Consider the following 19,179-nt stretch of genomic DNA (forward strand, 5'->3'; position numbering starts at 1 on the left):
ATGAAAACGAACCGTCGGGCAATGCGATTCGCCCTGGAATCAGAATACAACGATGGTACCACCACGCCCGAAGCGGCCACGGACGCCATCTTGATGCGCGAGATTACCGTCACCCCGTTATCGGGCAGCAACATCGCTCGCGATTTTGTCCGCGCTTACTACGGCAACTCGCCGCAGGCCCCCGGCGAAAAGCATGTTGAAGCTGGCTTTGAAGTGGAATTAAACACCAGTGGCGAGCTGGGTACACCGCCGCCCTGGGGCAAGCTGCTACGCGCTTGCGGCTGGAGTGAAGTGATTGAGGTAGGCGAGCGCGTGATCTATTCGCCGGTCTCTGAAGACGAAGACTCTGGCGTTTTCTTCTGCAATGTAGACGGCAACCTGCACAAGGGTCGCGGTGCGCGGGGGACCCCTGCATTCACCCTTAACGCTGAAAACATGCCGGTGATCCGTTTCACCTTCCGCGCGTTGATCAGCCCCGTTACAGCTGAACAGTTGCCCAACGTCACACTGAGCCAGTGGCGTGCGGCGTTAGCCGTTAACACGCTAAACACTGAGCCGCTTGAATTCATGGGTGCCACTGTACCGTTTAATCAATTCTCGCTGGATATGTCAGGCCAGGTCATCCAAAACAAAATCGTTGGCTCAAATAACATTGAGATCACCGGTCGCTCACCTTCCGGCCAGTTGGTCATTGAAGATCCAGGTGTCGGTACGGTGAACTACTTCGAGATGTCACAAAACGCGAAGACCGGCCCACTCAGGCTCATTCATGGCAAAACGCCAGAAGAACGTATCGAGCTCATTCAGAAAAAAGTGGGCATCGAATCGCCGACCTATTCCGATCAGGACGGTATCCAGATGCTCAGCATCAACTACATGCCCGAGCCCACCAACGGCAACGACGAAGTGATGATCGTTGTGGGCAACGCTATTCCCGAAGAAGCCCCTTAACCACCGCCTAAACAGCCATTAGCCAGCATTTAACAAGCGATCAATTAGGAGAACTACCCGTGTTCAAACTCAATACCAGCCGCACCTTCAAGCAGCCCGTCAACCTCACGATTGTTGATGAAAACGGTAAAGATCAGAAAGGCTCCTTTACGGCCACCTTCAAAATTCTGCCACACAATGAATCCGCCGACATGCCGGATGACATCAAGCTGCTGGATCGCGTGCTAATGGGCGTGGAAGGCATCGAAGTGACCGGCGAAGACGGCCAACCGCTTGCAGGTGATGAGCTGCTGTCCGCGCTGAAAAATGATCCGTCTGCCACGGTGGCGATGGCGAGCGCTTATCAGAGGAGCATCGTAAAAAAGAACCTTCCTCGGAACTGATCCAGGCAGGCATCCACTGGGCTGAGGCCAGCACAGCTCAGCCCAACCTGGTCAAGGAAGACATCTCCGCCCTGGGTATCACCCTCGGCGGAGAGCTGGCAGAAGAAGCCGAGGCAGCGGCAGCAGAGCCCGATCATTTTGATGTAGTGCCCGAAAACTGGGACGCCCTTCAGGTATTCCTGCGCTGCTGCCGTCAGTGGCTATTCAGGGGCATGGAAGGCCAACGCGAGGCGCTGGATGTGCAAGCGGTGATCAGCGTCATCAGTCTCTACCAGCTTCCCACAGCAGAACAACTTGAGCGGCTGGATCAAGTACAGCTTATCGAGCGCGGCGCACTCAGCGTCATGAATCAACCCCGCAACTAACGTTAGAAGGAAAACCAGTGGCTCAAGATCTAACGCTAGGCGTCAAGCTAACGGGCGATGGAAGCCAGCTTTCGGGCACCCTAAAGGATGCCCGAAATGACGTGCGGGAGTTTGGTACCACTACCGAGCGAGAGGGTGACCGTTCAGAACGATCGCTCAGCGACTTCGGCAGTACAGCACAAAAAGAAGGCAGTAAGGCAGCGCGCGCACTTCGATCCACAGGGACAGAAGTGTCGTCGGTATCTAACCACTTGGGCAGTATGCAGCGCATAGCCACCGCTGCGCTGACTACCCTGGTGGGCTTTGTCGGTATCCGAGGCATCAGCAATGAGTGGTCGGAAATTCGACGTGAATCCGAGCTGTTGGAGCGTAACCTGTTTCGCCAGCAGCAGTTGATCGAGACAACCGGCAGAACCGCTGAGCGATCAGCACAACAGATGCTAGAGCAATCCAGAGCGCTAGCGTTGGGTACCCTTCAAAGCACTGAGGGGGTCATGCAAGCCCAGCAAACCCTGATGACCTTTAGGAATATTCGAGGAGAAGTGTTTGACCAAGCCATTGAGGGCGCCCTTGATCTAGCGTCCGCCATGGGCACTGATTTGAATAGCACCATTCTGCAGGTGGCCAAAGCGCTTGAAGATCCTGTCACTGGGATGACGGCCCTCACCCGATCGGGCACGGTGTTCACTGCTGCACAGCGCGATATGGTGCGCGGCATGGTGGAAACCAATCGTACCGCAGACGCACAGGCATTTATTCTCAGCGAGCTTGCAGCCCAGTACGGTGGCGTTGCGAAAGCGGAGGCAGCGGGTCTGGCAGGTGCTCAAGACACGATTGGCCAGGCTATGCAGGAAGCGCGTTTGGCAATCGGTGAGTACCTGCGTGTAGGAGAACGCCTATCCGACTTTTATAACAACACTGCAACGACCATTTTCCAGTTCAACGATGCGCTATCGTCCGGCGATTTAGATGGTCATATCCGTCTGATGACAACGACAGCGACAATAGTGGGTGCCGCCGCTGGGGCCTATGCAGCCTATCGATCCATTCTGGTCGCCGCGACCGTAGCGCAGTGGGCATTCAACACAGCCGTGCGTGCCAACCCCCTTGGCATCGCAATCACGCTGCTGGGCGCCGCTGCGGGCGCGCTCTATACCTATCGCGAGGAAGTCACCCTTGCCGGTAAAGAGTCGTTTCAAACCTCCATTGATGTAGATGGACTCACCAGCTCTTTTCACCTGCTCACTGAAGCGCAGCAGGAAAACAAGCGCGCCTCGCTCACCGCTGATCTCATCGAAATGCGTGTGGAAGCTGGGCGCTTGGGCAGCGAGTTGGTAGAGGTGTCGCGCAAGGTGCGTAACTCTGGCCAGCTCACCCCGGAAGGCGGTGCACTGCCTGTTGCCACGCCTGAAGACATTCAGAAAGGCCGTGAATTACGCCAAGAGTTAGGCATGCTGTTATCTGATATTGATAACGGCTCCCAGCTACTGAGTGAGTACGACCAAGCGATGGCAGCGCTGGGTGAAACCACTCGCGATACTGATACGCGCACTCGCACGCTTGCCGAAACGAATGCCGCCGCTTCCAAAGCAGCAGACGAGTTAGCTAAATCCACAGAAGCCCAGGCGGACGCCCTAGAAGACCTCTACGATCGCTTAATCCCAGGCCGCCGCGAAACAGTCCAGCTAGCACGCGACATACAAACGCTGAACCTGGCCATCGCCATGGGCACCGGTAACATCGGGCAAAACATTCAGGCGATGGGGCTGCTCCAGCAGCAGTTCATCGAAGCCCAGAACGACACTGACGACCTCGCTAAAAAGACGGTAGACGCCGCGTTCACAATGGAAGGCGCCTGGGACGAAGTGCGCCTGAATGGTTTGCGCCGCCTTGATGACGGCTTTGCGGACCTCTGGGAAGGCGCGATCGACGGCAGTTTGAACGCTGGCAAACTCATGAAGAAAGCGCTTGCGCAGACGCTGAGCGAAATGGGCCACATGGCCGTCACTCGGCCAATCACCGTGCAATTCGCCACCAGCATGGGATTCGGTGGTACCGGCGCTGGTGGCCAGCAGGATGGCGGCCTAGACCTTAGCTCCATGAGTTCGCTCAAAAACGGCTGGAGCGCCCTGAAAGGCGGCGTTAGTAACATTGCTTGGACGGGTGCGGGCAGCTCATACGGCGGCACCGGCTGGGCAAATGCTGCCACTCAGGGCACCGGGGCCACCGGCTTTATGGGCGGCTCTACCGCCAACTTTAGCGGCATGCAGGGTCTGGCGTCGGCGGGCGCAGGTTTTGCCGGTAGCTACGCTGGGCGCTCGGTATTCGGCGAAGGCCGCGACAACGCAACGCTCGAAACTGCCGGGGCACTTGTCGGCACTTACTTTGGCGGCCCGCTAGGCGCTGCCGCAGGTAGTTTTATTGGCTCGGCCCTCGCGAGCCTGGACAAAGAAACCAAATTTAGCGGGCGCTTTGGCACCACCAGCACTAACGATCCCAGTCAGTACTCCCGCAGCGGCAAGGATGGCGTTTTTGAACATCAAGACGATGGAACACAATTCTATGGCCAGAGCGCCCTTGGTTACACGGGCTTCCTCGACCGAGGCACGGAGCGTTTACAGCGCGCAGGCGTTGGAGAAGACAAAGGCTGGGCAGAAGAGCTAGCGCAAGGGGCTGTAGCACGGGACAACCTAGTTGCCAGCCTGGCCCGCAGTACAAAAGAAATTGAAGTGATGCAGGCGGCGGTCCAGGGGCTTGAATCGTCAAGCAGCAACGCCGGTGAGTTGATCGAGTTTGCCTTGAACGAACGCCCGAGAGCCGCGCTTGAAGCACTCGAAGGTACGTTCGGTGAGTTCGTTCGTAACCTGGAGGGCGGCATCGAGCAGGTCGTTGAGCAAGCGCAATTTGCCCAAGCAGCGCATGGGGTTCTATCCCAAGGCATGGCGCGCCTGAACCTACAGTTTGATGCAGCAAGCGCAGGATCGTTTGAAGCGGCGAGCAACCTCGCCCAGCTGGCCGGAGGCGTCGAGAACCTAGCCGCGATTCAACAAGGCTACTACGAAGCCACCTACAGCGAGACGGAACGCCTAAGCCGCTCGCAAGCCGAACTGCGCGCCTCACTGGCTGGCGTTACCGACCAGGTGCCCAATACCGTCGGCGAGCTGCGCGCCATGGTCGAAGCCCAGAACCTCAACGACGCCGCAGCGGGCGAACTGGCCGTGCGCTTGATGGAGCTAGCCCCGGCACTCAAGCAAACAAACGACGCCGTACGTGATGCGATCGAGCAGCAGTACCAGGAAAGCCTAGGCCGCGCCCCAGATGCGTCGGGCATGGACTACTGGTTTAACCAGGTAGCGACTGGCGGTGCAACGCTAGAGCGTGCCCTTTCAGCGATCGCCGCCAGCTCAGAAGCCGCTGCATTCGCTGCTGATGGTGCCGCTGGTAGCGTTGATAGCCTGGCTGATGCGCTGCGCGAGCGTGAGCAGCTTGAGCGTCAACTACTGACTTTAGAGGGGAATACCGCAGAATTACGCCGCCGTGATCTTGAAGCGACAGACGAAAGTAATCGCGCTCTGCAGCGGCGCATTTGGGCCGTACAAGACGAGCAAGAACGCCTGCGCAACCTGGATCGCCAGCAGCAAGAGCGCGTGCGCACGATCAGCCAAGAAGCCAGCGCAATGGCCCGCGCCCGCGATCAGCTAGCCAGCTTTGGCGTCACCATCACAAGCTACATTGATAACCTGCGCGGCACCGACGCCGGGCTGGCGTCGCCTGCTGACCAACTCGCCGCCAGTTCTCAAGCGTTTTACGAACAATACGACAAAGCCGCAGCGGGCGATCGTGATGCGATGAATAGCATCACGCAATATGCCGATCGCTTTATCGAAGCGCAAAAGGGTTGGTCAGCAAGCGGCAGTCAGACAACGGCAACGATCGACAAGGTCGCAGGCATGCTGGAACAACTGCCCGAAAAGCTTAGCGCCGAGCAATTCCTTGCCAATGAGTTTCGCGACATTATCGGCGGCCAGACATCCCAGCTAGGCGTAATGCTGGATCTGAACAGGGACGGCGTTGTTTCCGCAATCGAGCAATCAATCACGGCAAGCTGGAGCGGCGTAGAAGCGTTAAAAACAACACTTTATCAAGAGATGCAGCAGCTAGGAGCGCAGTCGTTAACGGAGCAGCAAGTGCGTTCGGTGCTGGCACCGCACGCGACTGATGCGGAAATAAACCGATTAATCCAGCGCGTAGACCACAACGGCGACGGGATCATTAGCCAAGAAGAAATTACCGGTTCCCGCATCGCGGGACTGAGTACGGGCATTGTGAGCGCGCTCGCCAGCAATTTCAGCAGCATCGACGTTAATGCTAGCGGCCTCATTGACTATGACGAGTTCTCTCAAGCCTTCAGCGGTATGGCAACAGACTCAACACTGGAAAAGCTCTTCAATCTCATCGATACAAACGGCGACGGACAAATCAGTTATCTGGAATCGATCGCTGCAAGCTCGCTTACCCTCGCTGAACTCGGCTTGGGGCGTCAGCCGGGGGACACGGATGATGTACTGGGCGGCAACCCGTCAGCGATCGATAACATCATCAACAAAAACCCTGTATCTGACCCGATCGCAAGCAAAGTCGATGCGGCCTATCACGACGTAATGGGAACAGCAGCAAAAGGATTTCAGGTAACAAGCTGGGCAAATTGGTTGAGCCAGAAAGATACCCGAGCAGGACAGCTTCACCAAGCTGTGGCATGGGCCAACCTGCCGTTAGGAGGGGAAGAATGGCTCAAAGAGCGAGGACTTTTTGCCGCAGGTATGCCCGAGTTCTACGCTGGCGGCTGGACAGGCCCAGGCGGCAAATACGACGAAGCGGGCATCGTGCATGCTGAAGAGTTCGTTGTGCGCAGTGAAGTCGTAAAGCAGCCTGGCGTCCGCGAAATGTTGGAAAAACTAAATCGTGGTGCCTCTGCTTACGCGTCAGACTTCCGCCCGCCTGTAGTATCAAAGCCAGCGAGCATGCCCAAGAGGGCTCCTTTTCCCCAGTCCCCGCCGCTGCTGGACTTCTCCGATGTTCTACAAGAGCTACGGGATATCAAACGCGAGCTTAAGCAGGCTCACGAAGAGAAGAAACGCTTAATGAAGACCATTGCAAAACGCACAGGCGAAGCGGGGCAAGCCGCGACGGAGTCAGCGCTCCGCGCCGAGCAGCAGCGTGGACAGCAAGTAGAAGAACTACAGGCGCTGAACCGCGCAGGTAAAACCAGGGGGCGCACGGTATGACAGACGGTCAATACCTCGCCTGGCTTGCCGATCTTAACGCCGAGCGCATTGTGCTGGCTGAGCTACACCATGCCCACGGTGTCCAATACGTTGCAACGGGGCCATATATGTCCCTGCCTGGTGACAGCGATCCTAACCGCCCCTACGACGATATTTTGAAATCGGCTGTTGATATCACCACGCGAATTGATGGATTGACGACATTCGGTGAGGTGGCTCTGATCGACGATGGCTCCATCACTGATTGGCTCAGTCACGCCTGGGAAGGGCATAAAATACGAGTCTTTATCGGTGCACCCGAATGGTCACGCGACGATTTCCGGCTGTTGGCCACTGGCCGCAACGGGGGAATTACTGAGGCCTGCCGAGGCAAGATTGTCTTTCGAATGAATGATGAAAGCTCAGTGTTGGATGAGCGCATCGATACCGGCGAGCTACCCGACGATGCGGGGCCAGTGCCATTGGCGCTTGGTAGTATCTTCAATGCCCCTGCATATCGCATCTCGACCGAGACGTTGACTTACCGAGCCTCCTTTCTCCCGGTTACGTCAATCAGAGCCAAGGATGCAGGCGCGCCGGTTAGTCACACCACCGATACCGCTAATGGCACGATAACCCTAGCAGCATCACTAGTAGATACCCTGACGGTAGACATTGAAGAACCGCATAACACCCCCTCAGCGGTCATCGAGTGGATTGCTAATTACTACGGCATCTCAATCGGAACGATTGAGATGCCGAGCTACCAGGTAGGCCTTTACTACAACAGCGACGTCACCGGCAGCCAGATACTGGATGATCTATGTGCCGGTCTAGGTGCGTATTGGTTTATCGATCAAGTCGGCGCTCTTGTGGTTCGCCAGCACTCACTGCCAACCGTTGCCGACGTCACCATCGTGGGTGATGACATTCGTTACGACCAGGTCAGCTTAAGCGAAACAGAACCACCCTGGCGTGGGTTAACTCTGCGCTGGGGGCACAACTACTCGCCACTTTCCACTATCGCGGGCGAAGTTGACCAGCAATCACCGGATGAAGCCACTCGCCTGCGTACCGAGTGGCGAGAAAGCCGCGCCACTCAATCGGTCGATGATTACCCGCTAGCTGAGCATGTTACCCGAGACAGCGTTATTCAAAATGCCGATGACGCGGCAATAGAACGGGATCGTCTGCTCGCCCTTCGCGTTACCCGTCGCGAGATATGGGATCTGGAGGCATCGCTCGCACCAGTAGAAGTAGGCCAGGCAGCGGATATTCAGCATCGAAGATTAGCCGGACGATTAGGCCGCCTCATTAGCGTTGGGCGCTCGCTGCCTCGCGAGAAAACCAACTTGGGGGTATGGGTGTGAGCACAATACGCATCATCATGGATAACCAGCATGACCTAGCAACGCTTACCGCAAGCAGCGCCCAGGCGCCTGTCGAGTACACACAGATCAAAGGCCGCAGTTATAGCTGGCGTGGCGGGTCTGCACGAAACGAGCAGGTCACCGCCATGCTCGAAAACCCCGATTTTATCTCAGCGGTGGTGGTGTATGGCCACAACTTGAGCAGCGTTGGCACCGTTCAGGTCGAGTACCTATTCGAGGGTGCGGTGGTCTACGACACCGGGCCAATTGTCGCCGCCGACGTCATTCCACTTGGCGTGTGGCGCGCGGGCATTGACCCTTGGGGCGGCCAGGATCTGAGCGCACTGCCCTCTATCCATTACAACGTATGGACGGAACCGACGCTGATCGATGGCTATCGCCTCACCTTCGATGACCCTGGCAACCCCGGTGGATACATTCAAGTCGGCCGTATTTTTTCAGGCATTCCATACTCGCCACCCAAAAAGATGAACGTTGAGTTTGGCGTAAAGCTCGCCTGGCAGTTTCGCGGTGAAAAGCAGCGCACCGAGTCGGGCTCACTTCGACACGTCGGCGGCGGCGTTTCCCGGCGTCTCTCTTTCGACCTGAACCATCTGAACGATGAAGAATACGCGATTTTGACACAGGAGCTGCTGAAAGCAGGTGTAAGCAAGGACGTGTATATCAACATATTCCCCGAAACGGGCGGTGTTAAAGAGGCGGCGCATGCCTTCGTCGCCATGCGCGACGGCGACTACGAGCATGTTCATGACCGCCACAACAACTGGCGCTCACCGCATGTGTACCTGGAGGTTTAAATGATTACCGCACCGACCGTGCCCGATTTTCAGGCAGACAACTTTAAAGTCAATGACAGGCGTCAAGCGGTGATTAAGGACAATAACCGCAACCGTAAGCTCGACCAGTTTGCGACTGAGCTACAGGAAATGGTGGATCTGGCCAACATCGAGTTTCAATTCGTCGCCGAGACCCGCACCGTCATTACCCAGAAAGCTGGGCAAGTGGCTAGCGACCGTCAGGCGGTAACAGAGGCCAAAAATGCTGTTAACGGAGATCGGCAGCACGTCGACGAACAAAAGCAACTGATTGATACCACCGCTGGCGAAGTCAGCGGGCACGCCCAGCAGGTGGCTAGCGATAAACAGGTCGTGGCACAGAATACGCAAACCGCCACCGAGGCGGCAGGCGCGGCCAACGGCTCAGCCGGTGACGCCTTGGCGGCTAAAAATGCGGCTGAAGAGTTGTATGGTGACTTGGACGCTGTGAAGTTAGCAAAAACGCAGTCACAGCAGGCGGCGTCTACTGCTACCCAGCAAGCTGGATTGGCGGATACGGCGAGGCAGGGCGCAGAGCAAGCGCTGGCCGATGCACTTAAGGCGGCAGCGGATGCCAATGTTGATATTAACGCGGCGCTGGCTGACTACGTGCCCCGCAGCGGCGCCGACCTGGGCAGTAACGATCTAAAAGCCCGGCTCACTCATAACAGTGGGTACATGTACATTGGTGCCTACAACAGCTCATACGGAACCGGTCAATTGCGTGTCTACTGGAATGACACGGATAAGCAGCTAAACATGGGAGGGGCTGAGCTTGTCAACGTCAGTTTAAATGCTTCGCTGCTAGATAAAGGAGCCATCCCCGCCGCCCGCATTGTATCAACTGCTAGCCGCACCTCGTCAGCAACAGGCACGATGTTGCAAGCCAAGGCCATGAATGATCACCGATCCAGCGGCGATCATGATGGACGTTATGCGAGACTAGCAGTTACCAATGTATTTGCCGCTGATCAGAAAATTGAGAAGGATAGGCCTTGGATAAATCTTAAAAGCCCCACTAGCGGTCTTAGCGGGGTTGAACAGGCGGGCGGCATAACCATTGGCGAGAGCGATAACGCTAGTATCAGCGTTACGTATACGGGGGATGGGCGTGGTCATATTGGCATGGGCTCCGTTGATGTTAATACCGGCATCCCTGCTAACGAAGCTATGGAGCTTTACTATCAGAACCGAAACGTAACTTTTTTTGGTGATATAAATTTGCCTGAAAGCGTTACGCTAAAAGGCGATGTGTCGGGACTTAAAGTAACTAACGCGACATATGGTGAAATAGTAATTGGCAATCGTAACGCTAACCACACCCACTATTCCAGCTCCACAGGCTCGCACTACTTCTACGGCGTTGTGCGTTCACAAGAGGGGTTTAACGGCGACGGTTCCAGTGTCACTAACGTTAATGCGGTACAGCTTAACGGCCAGTCTCGCAGTGTTAACGACGATGCTAATACGGTTGCGGGGCGGGACTCTGCAGGCGATATAAGGGCGAGGCTTTTCCGATCAACGTACACGTCCACAAACAGCAACATCGCTGTTATTTACACGGCTGCTAAGTCTGATGGCACTGATTTTATGCGCCCATCAACCCCCGCGCAGGTGCGCGCTGCGCTGGACGTTGATGTACCTACCGGCTCAAACAGCAATGGCCGTTACTATCTCTACCCCGACGGCCGGCTTGTTATGCATTGCGGCACAAAAACGTTTTCTCAGGATCCCTTAAGCAATCGACGCCTGCTTGCTTCAATAACTCTTCCCTACACACCGTTGGGCAGTGCTGAACATTACGTCACTGTTAACCCTTCTTCTGATGCAGGCGACTATACAAATGCATCATCGCCCTTTGATGTTAGTGGGTTGCTTGTAAAGCCTGGGCGTCAAAGTAGCGGCACTGTTGTGGAGGTTCGCTTGTTGGCTCAGGAGGGACGCACGTTTGCGTCCAGCGCTACCACAGTGGCGCCGGTGCTTATCGAATCCCGCTGGAAATAAAGGACTTCAAAATGAAATTACTGATAACGGATAAACCTATTCATCACGACTATGTAATCAGCGGTAGCGTGATTAATGGTATCGACCTGTCAGTGTTCCCAGCGGGGGCAATATTTAGGGGCAACGACAGCACTGACGCAGCTGGCATTTACAACGTCGAGCTTATCGACGGCGAGCTTTATGTGACGCTGGGCCAGCATGGACTGCCCTACGAATGCGAACCGGTTAACGGCTCTCACGATTGGTTTGGGACAGGCGAGTGGATCAATGCCGGTGATTTTGATCCTGAGTACTGCTACATCGTCGCCACGGCTGCGCCCGACGATGCTGAGTACGTAAAACGCGCCGAGGGCTGGACAGTAAAGGTACCCGTGGTCGAGCAAGAAGAACCAGACGCTAACGTAGAAACGATAGCGGAGGTGCAGGAATGAGCGCCCAAGAGTCATGGTTTGCCACACAAGAGCAGCAGACTGAGAATCGCATCACCCAATTGCAGGGAGCGTTAGAGGAAGATCGCAAAGCCGCAGAAGCGCTGGGCGTGACGATTAACGGCATACGCTACAGCGGCGACCCAAGCAACCGTGCTGCATTAATGGAGGTGGTGCAGTTCGCCCGAGAAGCCCAACTGACCGAGTTCACAGCATGGAAAGACAGCGATGGCCAGTTCCATGCAAACCACCCGCTATCAGACGTCGAGCAAGCACTGCACGCCATCGCCCAGCGCCGTGGTGCACTGATCGCCCTAGAGGGCCAGTACCAGGCACAGGTAGTCGCTGGTGAGATTGATAGCATAGAGGGGCTAAGCTGGGAGGCTTAGAAGAGGAGTGACCACCTAAGGTGCTGTAACACCGAAGGTGGTCACCAACAAGCAGAACACCCTGCAAGTCGGCCAAGACTCCCCTGCCTAGCTAGGCGTTAGAGAGTCTAAGCCAAACGTTAGAACGTTATAAGGCTTGACATGGTGTTAATTGAAATCCGTTGTACGCGGTGCAACCGCAAGCTGGCCAACGTCAGCGACTACCAGTTCATTGAAATAAAGTGCCCGCGTTGCAGGCACCTTAACCAGCAGAGAGCCACGAGCTCCAAACCACAAAAGGAGATGCCTCGTGGCTACCCCAATTATTCCCTGGATGGGCGGCAAACGCCGCCTTGCTGATCGTATTTTCCCGCTGATGCCGCCGCACCAGTGCTACGTAGAGCCCTTCGCAGGAGGGGCCGCGCTGTTCTTCCTGCGTCCATCGCCAGCCGATGTCGAGGTTCTTAACGATGTTAACGGCGACCTAGTGAACCTCTACCGTGTTGTGCAGAACCACCTTGAAGAGTTCGTAAGGCAGTTTAAGTGGGCACTCTCAAGCCGCCAGGTGTTTGAATGGCTGAAGATGACGCGGCCTGAAACGCTTACAGACATACAGCGTGCAGCTCGCTTCTATTACCTACAGCAGAACGCCTTTGGTGCACGCATCGAAGGCCAGACATTTGGCACTGCTACCACCACACCACCAGGCTTAAACCTGCTGCGCTTAGAGGAGACACTATCAGCGGCCCACTTGCGCCTCTCAAGCACCTTTATAGAACGTCTAAGCTGGCAGGACTGCATTGAACGCTATGACCGCCCGCACACACTCTTCTATATGGATCCGCCCTACTGGCAGACAGAGGGGTATGGTGTACCCTTTGGCATAGAGCAGTACGAGGAAATGGCGAGCATGTTGGCAAAGCTCAAGGGCAAGGCCATCATCAGCCTCAACGACCACCCAGACATCCGCAGGATCTTCGCGGACTACCACATCGAAACCACCGACATACGCTATACCGTCGGCGGCGGCAAAGGCTCAGAAGCCAAAGAGGTGCTGATCTTTAGTTGGGATGTGGAGGCGGAGCCAGCGGGGCTGTTTTGAAGGCATCATCACTATTGGTAGGAGTAGCAGATGTACGTGCAAAAGGACTTTGAGACAGCTCGCGAAATGATTGACTACCTATCACCTCTGGATACAACCAGATGGCCTAGGGCCAAGTATGTGTTCCGTGGCCAGCAATGTACCAGCTATGGTTTGGTCCCTGCTGCCTATCGCACAAAGAGCCCTCTGGCAGCCCATAGGGTGTTCAGTCGGCTTGCGCCCTTAGCTTCAAGGCAAGTCTATTACGAGCTTTCTCTTTTAGGACAGTTCATTGCAGCCTGTGACGCCTCTGGTACAAATCTTCCGGGTGACTCACTCGACGTTCGCGATATTTTGAAGGACGGTAATCGTTACCTTCATCATGAGCCAACAAGCTGGCCTCCTCGAGAACTTTATCCCCTTCTGGCGACAGCCCAACACCATGGAGCCCCGACGTGCTTGCTCGATTGGACATGGCGATCCTATGTAGCAGCATATTTTGCTGCATCAGGGGCTCTCCAGAATGAAACTCAGGATCGATTGGCTATTTGGGCCTTGAATGTTGAGCACCGTCATCTTTGGGAAGACCTCTCATTCATTGAGATGCCTGGCAGTACAAGTGCTAATTTAGCTGCCCAGTCTGGGATATTCACTGTATCAACAATCAGGGCAACCGAAGGCGAACGGTACGAATCAACTGCGCTGGAAAACCAAATCGATATATATCGTCACCAGACTGAAGAGCAGCCCGGTTTGATCAAAATGACACTACCAGTGCTTGAAGCGGGCCACCTTCTGCTGCTGTGTGCGGACTTGGGAGTTAAAGGATCAGTATTGTTCCCAGGGTACGAAGGGGCAGCAAGAGAGGTTAAAGACTTCGCATACTTAATGCTTCAGTAGAAGTAACCCAACCCAGTGCCAAATAGCCTGCTAAATCAGCACCAACAATTCCAGAAGTGCAGTGCCAAAGCTAGCGCTAGGATGTGCCAAAAATGCCGCGCGCTTACAATCAGCCCGCTCAGAAACGGTTTGCAGCAACGAAAAAAGCAGGCAGAATGGGTCTTGAGAGAAACGGTACGCACTACGGTACGCAGATGCAGAATTTGGGGAATGAAACAAAAAAGGCCACCGTTGAAGGTAGCCTTTTTAAGTCTCTAACATGTTGCTTTTAACCACTTTTCTAGTGGTGCCGACACCAGGAGTCGAACCCGGGACCTACTGATTACAAGTCAGTTGCTCTACCAACTGAGCTATGTCGGCGCTTCACGTTTCCTTGAGAACTTGATTGCTTCGCTGTTAGGCTCTGCAATCAACAAGAAATCTTGTTGGCAATGGCTGGGGTACCAGGATTCGAACCTGGGAATGCCGCTACCAAAAAGCGGTGCCTTACCACTTGGCGATACCCCAGCAGTGTGGTGGCCAGAGACGGAATCGAACCGCCGACACGGGGATTTTCAATCCCCTGCTCTACCAACTGAGCTATCTGGCCGCTGCCAACGGTGCGTATTAAACTAAAAACGCCGCTTTCCGTCAACACCTTTGTGAAACTTTCTTGCGATACCGATGCTTAGAGGTCTTTTTTCCTACGCCATCTCTGGCTCGGCCTTCGATACACCCATACCTAGAGCCACTAATTACAAGTCAGTTGCTCGATCAATCCACCTTGTACTCAAGAACGAACAACCGCTCTCTTCATGCCTGCTGCTCATAGCTGCTTAGGCGGCACATAGCCTTCGGCTTGGTCGGTTTCCTGGTTGTCCAGGAAGCGCTGCATCTGCTCCATTAGATACGCACGGGATTCGGGGTCGAGCATGTTGAGGTGCTTTTCATTGATCAGGCGGGTTTGCAACGCCTGCCACGCTTCCCAAGCGGGCTTGGAAACGGTGGCCTGAATCTCCTGCCCCTGCTTACCCGGCAAAGGTGGGAATGGCAGTGCTTCCAACTCTTTTTGGTACTTGCGGCAAAAAACGGTATTGCTCATAACGTGCTCCTGGTTCTGCGACTTCATTCAATGATCTCATCCAATCAGCTAGCAAACGCTTAAGCGTGCCCTGGTGTCGGATTGAGGCTAAAGGGCGTTAGCTGGCTGAGCAGCGCTTTAACGGGAGCAGCAAGGCCCAGTTCGGGCGGATGGTTAACGTCGTACCATACGCCGCTTTCGCGAACACCGCCCAGCCTATCGCAGCTCACCGGCTGCGGGGTAATCTCTAAGCGAAAATGACTGAAGGTGTGGTAAAAGCTAGGCGGCGTAGTTCCCCGCTTAGGGTTAACGGCGTTGTCTTCAAGCCAGTCATTGAGCTCGCTGTACTTCTCAAACTGCGGCAAACTCCATAACCCGCCCCACAGACCGCTGGGAGGGCGTTTCTCGAGCCATATCCGGCCTTCCGGGTCACGCAGCATCAGCATGATCGTTTGTCGTGTGGGCAGCGCCTTTTTGGGTTTGGATTCCGGGTAGCGCTTTGGCTCGCCTTGGGCGTAGGCCAAACAGACATCGTTAAATGGGCAGCTCAGACAGTCCGGTTTGCTGCGTTTACATAGCGTGGCGCCAAAATCCATCATCGCCTGGGTGTAATCCGCCAGGCGCTCTGTTGGGGTGTAGTACTCCGCCAGCGACCACAGCTTTCTCTCCACATTGGGCTTGCCCGGCCAGCCGGGCAGCGCATGCAAACGAGTGAGCGAGCGCTTTACATTGCCATCTAAAATAGCCGCACGCTGCCCCGTGCTTTGCGCAATGATAGCGCCAGCGGTGGAGCGGCCAATACCAGGCAAAGCGACTAATGCGTCGAGACTCTCCGTCGGCAGTTCGCCATTGTGCTCCGCTAACGCAACCTGGGCAGCTTTATGCAAGTTGCGCGCACGGGCATAGTAACCAAGGCCCGTCCAGAGGTGCAGCACTTCATCCTGCGGGGCCTTGGCGAGACTTTCCAGGGTAGGAAAGCGCGCCATAAAACGCTCAAAATAGCCGATAACGGTGGCAACCTGGGTTTGCTGCAGCATGATTTCCGACACCCACACGCGGTAGGCGCTACGCGGAAACTGCCACGGCAAGTCGTGACGGCCGTAGCGGTCAAACCAATCCAGTAGGCGTTGTTGGAATTCGCTTGCCGCTAGCCGCGGCGTGGGCATATCTGCCATGCACGCTCCTTAAACAGAAATGGGTATATGAAACAGCAATGGGCATACACCAGTGCCAATATAAAAAAGCGCCGGCGTTTAGGCCGGCGCAGCACTTACTGTTTCGATAAATGCGTCACTTTACATCCTGCGTCGATGCTCAGTTAAACAGACTGCGTAGGCCATCGCGAAGCTCTTGAGCAGCGCCTTCGCCAAGGCGTTCATCTAGCTCATCTAAAGAGTCGCCTAGACGCTCCTCCAGCTCTTCATTAACACGATCACCCGCCTCGTTACGCAGCAGGTCAACCACGGCGGTCTGGAACATCTCACGGTCGAACCGGCACCACTCGGTGCGTTCATCGCCAAGATTACCTTCACAGCGTACGGGCAGCGGCAGTTGTTCCAGGCGCGGGTTAACTTCACAGGCCGCGTCAGCGGTGTCGACCAAACGAGCATTAGCACGGGTATCAAAGTTCAAGCTGGCGAGATCCAGTTCACCTTCTCCACGCACATCGATGCCGGGCAGGGTAATCAGCAGGTCGTCACTCTCCACTAAGCCGTTACTGATTTGGAAGGTAGCATCAAAACGCTCAAAGCGCGTATCGGTGTGCCAATCCCGCAAAGTGCCCTGCCCCTCTAACTGGGCAACCAGTTCACACATCTGCTTGGAAATGTTGGTATTTAAAATGGCGCCTTCGTTTAGACGAGCATTAAGCGCGCCATTGAGGTTGCCGATAAGCGCTTCACGGGTATTGCCCTGACTGGTGACATCCCCGGTTAAATTAAAGCGACCGCGCAGTGGTGATGCTTCCTCTTTTTCACTGATCGCTTCAATCAACGGCGCCACCTGAACGTTGTTAATAGTCGGCGATAGCGCCCACTCAAGGATGGAATCCGTAGCATCAACCTGGCCGGTCGCGCGGAGTTCACCCTCGTAGAAGCCTGACTCAAACGCCGTTAGCCGATGAACGCCGTCGTCGCCACGCAGTTGCAAGCGTGGATTGTTGAAGGTCAGGCCCGCAAAAATAAGCGTATCGACACTCAGGTCGCCCTCTAGCGCCAACCCGCTGAGTAATGATTGCGGCACTAGTGTGTTGTTTTCCTGAGCAAAAGCTTTACGCAGTAAACCGCGACTCGCCTGTTTGGCGGTGGCCTCACCGGGTAGATAGCGATCAAGGTCTAGTTGGTCACCGGCTAAATCAAACGCCAGGCGTGAGCCATTCAGCGCCGCCGTCAGCTCGCCGGTAAAGGTGCTGTCGTCGACGACCAACGAGAGGCTAGGCAAAGAGAATTGCTCGGCATCACCTTCGATAGGACTGGTCATGGCTACATCGCTGAGCGCAGCCTCGCCCGCGGTGGTTAGGGTAACGCCAGCACGGGCAAGCCAGGGGCGTAGCGTAAAGGGGGCAGCGGTTAGCTGACCACGATAACGGGGAGCATCGCGCAACTGCTCAATATTAAGGTGGCCGCTCACCCTTAAGCCATCCGGCCCGGTAAGCTGCAAGTCTTTCAACTGCGCCGTTTGTGCCTGCCAGTCGCCCTCCAGGCCAAAGGCGAGCGCCAACGCCAAGCTGCCCTGCCAGTTATCCGCATTACGCAGGCCCGTTTCGAGCAGCCCCTCTTTAATGGTGAGCTGCTGCTCGCCCATACGGGCAACCAGTTCGGCGGCCTTCAAGCTTAGCTGCTGTGGCTCGCTCTCTGCCCCCTTGGTGGTTCGAGTGGTCAGTGCCATATTTTCCAGGGCGAAAAGCTTATCTGCCAACCCAAGCCGCACGCGTGTTTCAAGATTGATATCGCTGGTCAGATCAGGGGCACGCTCCAATACCTCGGCATCGAGCCGATTATGCTTGGTCAGTGTGAACATAGCCTTCAGCGGAAAGGCACGCAGCGGGTTAACGTTGCTACCCGAGATATTCAGTTGCTGCATACGCCACAGTGCTTGGGTTTGCGCATCGCGGAAGCGAATGTCGGCGTTTTTCACTTCAACGCTGGCAATACTCAACACCACGGCTAAGCTACCGGCGTCCGCATTGGGGCCAGCACTGGCGGGCGCCAGCACCGTTTCAGCCGCGCTTTCATTATGCTCAGAGAGGCGCTCTAACAAGGGCTCCCAGTTACCCTCACCCTGTTCATCGCGCTCTAAGTTAAGGCGCATACCGTCCAGAGTTAGGCCGTCAACGGCAATTTCCCCGCGCAGTAGCGGGCCGAATGCCACGCTCACCTCGGCGCGGTCAATAGCGGCAAAGGCGGCACTCTCTTCAGTCTGCTCGGGCAACCAGGCGCGGGCTTTCTCTACACTGACACCGATACGCGGGTAGAATGACCAGGTAATTGGGCCTTCCAACGCCAAGTTGAGTCCCGTTTGCTCTTCCACGACAGCAGTTAAACGGGGCTTGAAGTCTTCTGGATCCAGAAAGGTGGTCACATAGACCACGGCGGCGACCGCAACGATGGCGAGAATGCCGACCGCTGCCAGCAAGATACGTAATAGCTGTTTCATTACCCTTTCCCTTGTGGGTCTAACTCAACAAAATCGCTGGTAGCGGGCATACCCGCTGCCGGCGTTTCTGGATTGGCCATTGGCCGGTAACCTAGCTTGGAGAGCAGCACGCGGTCGGCCAGTGGTAAAGTGGACGTTTCGATGCGCAGGACACGGCCTTCCTGCTTGGCTTGCTCGCCAAGCAGCGCCATCAAGCGCGAACCGACACCACGGCGACGGGTGGTTTTGCGCACGCAGAGCTCAGATAGCCACCACGCCCGGTCTGCGCCCTCCTGAACGGCGACGGCCCCCAGCAGCCGATCGTTGAAGAGTGCGCAGGCAAAAAAGTGCTGGCCTGCAAAATGTTGCTCAATAAATGGCTCAACCGTTGGGGTGGGCATACGCTCTTGGGGCGCATCCTGATAGATGCGCATAAGATCAAGGCGCACCTGCTCATCGGCTTCCCAACGGGCCTGGTCGACATGGTGCAGTGTCACCGGCATGGTGAAATCCTCTTCGCCAAAGCAGCCTGGCTG

Annotated in this window: 16 protein-coding genes and 3 tRNA genes; 12 read left to right on the plus strand and 7 right to left on the minus strand. The window is 55.8% G+C overall.

What is annotated here, in order from left to right:
- The 12 genes from LMS44_RS18410 to LMS44_RS18465 all read left to right on the plus strand — a co-directional run bounded on the left by LMS44_RS18410 (position 1) and on the right by LMS44_RS18465 (position 13,950).
- Entirely contained in the window at positions 1 to 951 is a 951-nt protein-coding gene (locus tag LMS44_RS18410) for a phage tail tube protein (protein WP_498947304.1), read from the plus strand.
- Positions 952 to 1,010: 59 nt separating this feature from the next.
- Positions 1,011 to 1,334 (plus strand): hypothetical protein, encoded by a 324-nt coding sequence (locus LMS44_RS18415; RefSeq protein ID WP_498946015.1) that lies wholly within the window; start codon positions 1,011 to 1,013, stop codon positions 1,332 to 1,334.
- 95 nt (positions 1,335 to 1,429) lie between these two features.
- A complete protein-coding gene (locus LMS44_RS18420; RefSeq protein WP_498947305.1) occupies positions 1,430 to 1,699 on the plus strand; it encodes a DUF1799 domain-containing protein in 270 nt (89 codons plus the stop codon).
- Between the two features lie 17 nt (positions 1,700 to 1,716).
- Positions 1,717 to 6,984: an EF-hand domain-containing protein gene (locus LMS44_RS18425; protein WP_498946016.1), complete on the plus strand. Its 5,268-nt coding sequence runs from the start codon at positions 1,717 to 1,719 to the stop codon at positions 6,982 to 6,984.
- Positions 6,981 to 8,333, plus strand: a complete 1,353-nt coding sequence (locus LMS44_RS18430; RefSeq protein ID WP_498946018.1) for a hypothetical protein — start codon at positions 6,981 to 6,983, stop codon at positions 8,331 to 8,333. The genes LMS44_RS18425 and LMS44_RS18430 overlap by 4 nt, the downstream gene beginning before the upstream one ends.
- Positions 8,330 to 9,151, plus strand: a complete 822-nt coding sequence (locus tag LMS44_RS18435; protein ID WP_498946020.1) for a hypothetical protein — start codon at positions 8,330 to 8,332, stop codon at positions 9,149 to 9,151. The genes LMS44_RS18430 and LMS44_RS18435 overlap by 4 nt, the downstream gene beginning before the upstream one ends.
- Positions 9,152 to 11,173 (plus strand): hypothetical protein, encoded by a 2,022-nt coding sequence (locus LMS44_RS18440; protein ID WP_498946021.1) that lies wholly within the window; start codon positions 9,152 to 9,154, stop codon positions 11,171 to 11,173.
- 11 nt (positions 11,174 to 11,184) lie between these two features.
- Positions 11,185 to 11,604, plus strand: coding sequence for a hypothetical protein (locus LMS44_RS18445; protein ID WP_498946023.1), 420 nt, complete (start codon positions 11,185 to 11,187; stop codon positions 11,602 to 11,604).
- Complete coding sequence (locus LMS44_RS18450) at positions 11,601 to 11,990, plus strand: DUF4376 domain-containing protein (RefSeq protein ID WP_498946025.1); 390 nt, start codon at positions 11,601 to 11,603, stop codon at positions 11,988 to 11,990. Before LMS44_RS18445 ends, LMS44_RS18450 begins: the two co-directional genes overlap by 4 nt.
- A gap of 141 nt (positions 11,991 to 12,131) precedes the next feature.
- Positions 12,132 to 12,329 (plus strand): Com family DNA-binding transcriptional regulator, encoded by a 198-nt coding sequence (locus LMS44_RS18455; RefSeq protein WP_443603943.1) that lies wholly within the window; start codon positions 12,132 to 12,134, stop codon positions 12,327 to 12,329.
- A complete protein-coding gene (locus LMS44_RS18460; protein ID WP_498946028.1) occupies positions 12,280 to 13,071 on the plus strand; it encodes a DNA adenine methylase in 792 nt (263 codons plus the stop codon). The genes LMS44_RS18455 and LMS44_RS18460 overlap by 50 nt, the downstream gene beginning before the upstream one ends.
- Positions 13,072 to 13,101: 30 nt before the next feature.
- Positions 13,102 to 13,950, plus strand: coding sequence for an FRG domain-containing protein (locus tag LMS44_RS18465; RefSeq protein ID WP_498946030.1), 849 nt, complete (start codon positions 13,102 to 13,104; stop codon positions 13,948 to 13,950).
- A gap of 284 nt (positions 13,951 to 14,234) precedes the next feature.
- Here the strand turns inward: LMS44_RS18465 and LMS44_RS18470 are convergent.
- The 7 genes from LMS44_RS18470 to LMS44_RS18500 form a co-directional block, all read right to left on the minus strand.
- Positions 14,235 to 14,310 (minus strand) — tRNA-Thr (locus tag LMS44_RS18470).
- Positions 14,311 to 14,382: 72 nt separating this feature from the next.
- A tRNA-Gln gene (locus tag LMS44_RS18475) sits at positions 14,383 to 14,457 on the minus strand.
- A 6-nt stretch (positions 14,458 to 14,463) separates the two neighbouring features.
- A tRNA-Phe gene (locus LMS44_RS18480) sits at positions 14,464 to 14,539 on the minus strand.
- 216 nt (positions 14,540 to 14,755) lie between these two features.
- The gene (locus LMS44_RS18485) at positions 14,756 to 15,031 is read right to left on the minus strand and encodes an oxidative damage protection protein (protein ID WP_414123639.1); all 276 of its coding nucleotides are present in this window, start codon (positions 15,029 to 15,031) and stop codon (positions 14,756 to 14,758) included.
- A gap of 59 nt (positions 15,032 to 15,090) precedes the next feature.
- The gene (gene mutY, locus LMS44_RS18490) at positions 15,091 to 16,185 is read right to left on the minus strand and encodes an A/G-specific adenine glycosylase (protein ID WP_414123638.1); all 1,095 of its coding nucleotides are present in this window, start codon (positions 16,183 to 16,185) and stop codon (positions 15,091 to 15,093) included.
- Positions 16,186 to 16,324: 139 nt separating this feature from the next.
- Entirely contained in the window at positions 16,325 to 18,664 is a 2,340-nt protein-coding gene (locus LMS44_RS18495) for an AsmA family protein (RefSeq protein ID WP_414123637.1), read from the minus strand.
- Positions 18,664 to 19,146 carry a GNAT family N-acetyltransferase gene (locus tag LMS44_RS18500; RefSeq protein ID WP_009288590.1) on the minus strand — a complete coding sequence of 161 codons (483 nt, stop codon included), beginning with the start codon at positions 19,144 to 19,146 and terminating at the stop codon, positions 18,664 to 18,666. The genes LMS44_RS18495 and LMS44_RS18500 overlap by 1 nt, the downstream gene beginning before the upstream one ends.
- Positions 19,147 to 19,179 lie beyond the last annotated feature (33 nt).

It is taken from the genome of Halomonas profundus (assembly GCF_020865425.1).
Taxonomy (GTDB): Bacteria; Pseudomonadota; Gammaproteobacteria; order Pseudomonadales; family Halomonadaceae; genus Vreelandella; species Vreelandella titanicae.